This is a genomic window from Cellvibrio sp. (assembly GCF_053579595.1).
The window spans coordinates 1-3,402 of the sequence record NZ_JBRFPI010000448.1; the positions used below are offsets into that span (position 1 = coordinate 1).

Sequence of the window (3,402 nt, forward strand, 5' to 3'; positions counted from 1 at the left end):
TTGCTCAAGGAAATGTTGTCGAGCATGATGCCGATATTATCGCCACCAGCGTGATTGAAAATGATGTTGTTTGCACTGTTACCCACTACGGTGAAGGTGCGGGTAATGGTTTGCCATGGTGCAGTAGGAACAAGACTGAATGACTCATTCAAAAATCCGCCTAATGCCAAGGTGAAGCTGTCAGCTCCGCCGCCGCGTTGGTTGCCGGAAATATCAAAGCTCAGGGTGTAAGTGCCTGCGCCGAGTGACAACAAAGAGCTGGTCAGTATGCCGGCATTACCGCTTGATCCATCCAGATCCACACACTTGCCGCTACCACCGGCACAGGTGATACCCCAGCCGTTGCCATTTGCGACTACATCGACAGTACCGTTAGATACGGCCCAATTGCTGAAACCGGTGTAGTTGAGGCTGGAAACGCCTGCAGCTCCTGCTTCAGTATTAAAATCGTCTTCAAAAATAACGCCAGCATTAGCCCCAAGGCTGATGAGGGTGGCGGCAAAAAAACTTACTACGTGCTTGGTGAACATGTGTTTTCCTAACAAGATGAATATGACGCCATCTATATAGCAATTTTAGCGCCAAATCATTAAGTGATTGAATTATAAGAATTTCTTAAACTACAAAACGCTATACATGTTAAATTAATCGACACTTTCGATCGTTTAATCACGTTTTACGCAGGCAAGCCTTCAAAAATCAGCGAGCGATGCACCGCAAACCCTGCCTGTGCCCCATCGCCGATCGCAAAGGTTACGCTGCCCATTGCTCGGCCTAAATCACCACAGGCGTACACGCCGGGAATCGTGGTCTGTTTGAATTCATCGGTCTTTACATAAAAACCGATCGGGCTTTCGGCCAGCTCGCAGCCCAGATCATAGGCGATGGGGCTGGCGGGTTTGGTGAGTGAGGCAACGAATAATCCGGCCAGCTCGACCAATCTGCCATTGGCGAGTTTCACTACGGCAGATTGCTCCCCCGCAATTTCGCTCACCGGCTCAGTTTCGATACGCACATTGCGCGCGGCCAATTGTTTGAGCTGGAGCTCATTCGGCGTAAAACAGTTGTTAGTAAATAAGGTGGTTGGGCCCCAATCCGGAATCAACAGCGCTTGGTGTACAGAGGCTTCACTCACGGCGAGCACGCCGAGCAGGCCCTGGTTCAATTCGTAGCCGTGGCAATAAGGGCAGTGAAAAACGGTTTTGCCCCAGCGGTCTTGCAAGCCGGTAATGGCGGGCAAATGGTCGCTTACACCGGAGGCGAGCAGTAAGCGTTTGGCGCTAAGGGTTTTATTATCGCCAGTGATAACCGTAAATAAATCGCCCGCTTTTTCGGCGGATTCCACTGTGCCTTCGATCCAGGTGAGGTTGGGATACTCCAGCAGCTGGGCTTTTGCTTCGCTGGCGATAAGCGCGGGGGATTTGCCATCCTGCCCCAATACGCCGTGGGAATGTTCGGCAAAACGGTTGCGGCGAATACCCGCATCAATCACCGCCACTTGTCGCCGCCCGCGCGCCAATTGCAGTGCTCCGGCCATACCGGCATAGCTGCCGCCAATCACAATCACGTCGAAAATTTGCATGGCTTACTCCTCGGGAAAAATCGAATGTTCGTGGTGGCCGGAAAATCCGCGCGCCTGTTTGCGCTGGTGGAAATCGGCGCTGAGTTGCGCGAGGGTCACGCTGCGGAAGCGTTCCAGTAGCAGGTTTTCAGCTTCATGAAAGGCTTGGTTGAGCGCGTTGTTCACCGCTTCTTCCACCAGACAACCGGGTGCCTCGGTGCGGTTGCCCATGGCGAGCAGAGTGGGTTCATCGAGCGCGCGGTAAATATCGTGCAGGGTGATGGTTTCCAGTTCGCGACAAATCTGCCAGCCGCCGCCGTGGCCTTTGGCGGAGCAGACCAGTTGGTGCTCACGCAAACCGGCGAGCACACGGCGAATCACCACCGGGTTGGTTTTCATCATGTTGGCCAGTGCTTCCGATGTCATGGGGACATTGGTTTCGGCCATATGCAGGAGGACGTGTAGAACGCCGGATAGTCGGGAATCGCGTTTCATAAGCAGCACCTTTTCACGTAATACTATTTGTTACGTGAAAAGATACTGCATGTTTTTATCTTATGCAACTTTTATTGTTACGTGAATATATCGTTAGCTGGATTAAAAGTCTGAAGGCTTATCCCGCCAGGCGCTGCGCATATTCCTGTTCCAGGCGTGTATGCACCTTCCAGAATCCTTCCGGGGTTTTGCCTTCCAGGCGATCGCGCAAAATATTGAGATGGGTATGCCAGCCACCGGCGACACTTAAGCGTTCGTCGGGATTATTCAGGCGGCGATGGGTGACGGTGAGTTTTACCTGATCCTTAAGTTGTGCGAGTTCAAAACTCACTTCCGATTCACCCTCAGATCCGGCATTCCATAAATAACTCAGCAAACGCAGCGGTTCGCAGGCGGTGACTTTACCGAGCATGGGTACATCGCCCGCGCAGTTGGAATATTTGGGGGGCGGGATGTCGTGTTCGGGTGACAACTCGGAATTGCGGAAAGTGTGCTCCACTTTGCCGCCGATCTGTTGCTCGACTTTACCCTCTGCGAGCCAGGTGGCGCGCTTGTCGGAATCGGTCAGATATTGCCAGACACGCTCAATCGGGCCGGGCAACATGCGTTCAATACGCAGGGTATCGGGGGCTGTTAATACACCGTAGTCGTTCATCTCAATCTCCTTTGGCCGTGGCCTGTGGTGGGAAAATGAGGGTCTGACTCGGAGAGTGTTGACCCGGTTTACTCCTTGCTGCTGCGCGCTTGATCCTCTGCGATCAACGCAGCGGTCAGTGCATCCAGCCGTTGGTTCCAGAACTGTTCATAGTGGCGCAGCCATTCGATGCCACCGTGCATGGGGCGCGCATCCAATTGGCAGGTGTGGTTGCGACCCTGAATATTGCGCACCACCAAGCCCGCGCCTTCCAATACTTTGATGTGTTTGGAAACCGCCGCGAGCGTCATATCAAACGGCGCCGCCAATTCGCTAATGCCGCAGGGCGATTGCGCCAGCCGTGCAACCATCGCGCGCCGCGTGGGGTCGGCGAGGGCGTGGAATACGGCGTCGAGTTGTTCGTCTTTATTGTTTACCATGTGGTTAAGTATTCTCTTGATTGAGCCTATTGTCAACCATTTGGTTGAATAAATGGGTACAAGTTGATTCTACCATTGGGAGCTGATGAGTATCAGGTTGGTCGGATTGGGAGTTGGGATTAGTTGTAGCTGCGGGCTGTAGCGGGACGAATTAAATAATTTGGCCGCCCGGTATATCAAGTGGCGGCCAATTTTCAGGTTGAATAAATGCTACTCGATGTTCTGCACCTGTTTGTGGTGTGAATTAAATAATAATATATAAATCAATTGGT

At 52.5% G+C, this 3,402-nt stretch carries 5 protein-coding genes; all 5 read right to left on the bottom strand.

Annotation, left to right across the window (positions count from 1 at the left end):
• Window positions 1-530, bottom strand: a 530-nt coding sequence (locus tag ACWA6V_RS19430) for a PEP-CTERM sorting domain-containing protein (protein WP_449524042.1), incomplete at its 3' end; no start/stop codon positions are given.
• 146 nt (window positions 531-676) lie between these two features.
• Window positions 677-1,582 (bottom strand): NAD(P)/FAD-dependent oxidoreductase, encoded by a 906-nt coding sequence (locus tag ACWA6V_RS19435; protein WP_449524043.1) that lies wholly within the window; start codon window positions 1,580-1,582, stop codon window positions 677-679.
• A gap of 3 nt (window positions 1,583-1,585) precedes the next feature.
• Window positions 1,586-2,056 carry an RrF2 family transcriptional regulator gene (locus ACWA6V_RS19440; protein ID WP_449524044.1) on the bottom strand — a complete coding sequence of 157 codons (471 nt, stop codon included), beginning with the start codon at window positions 2,054-2,056 and terminating at the stop codon, window positions 1,586-1,588.
• 118 nt (window positions 2,057-2,174) lie between these two features.
• Window positions 2,175-2,711: an SRPBCC family protein gene (locus ACWA6V_RS19445; RefSeq protein ID WP_449524045.1), complete on the bottom strand. Its 537-nt coding sequence runs from the start codon at window positions 2,709-2,711 to the stop codon at window positions 2,175-2,177.
• A 68-nt stretch (window positions 2,712-2,779) separates the two neighbouring features.
• A complete protein-coding gene (locus ACWA6V_RS19450; RefSeq protein ID WP_449524046.1) occupies window positions 2,780-3,130 on the bottom strand; it encodes an ArsR/SmtB family transcription factor in 351 nt (116 codons plus the stop codon).
• Window positions 3,131-3,402: the final 272 nt, after the last annotated feature.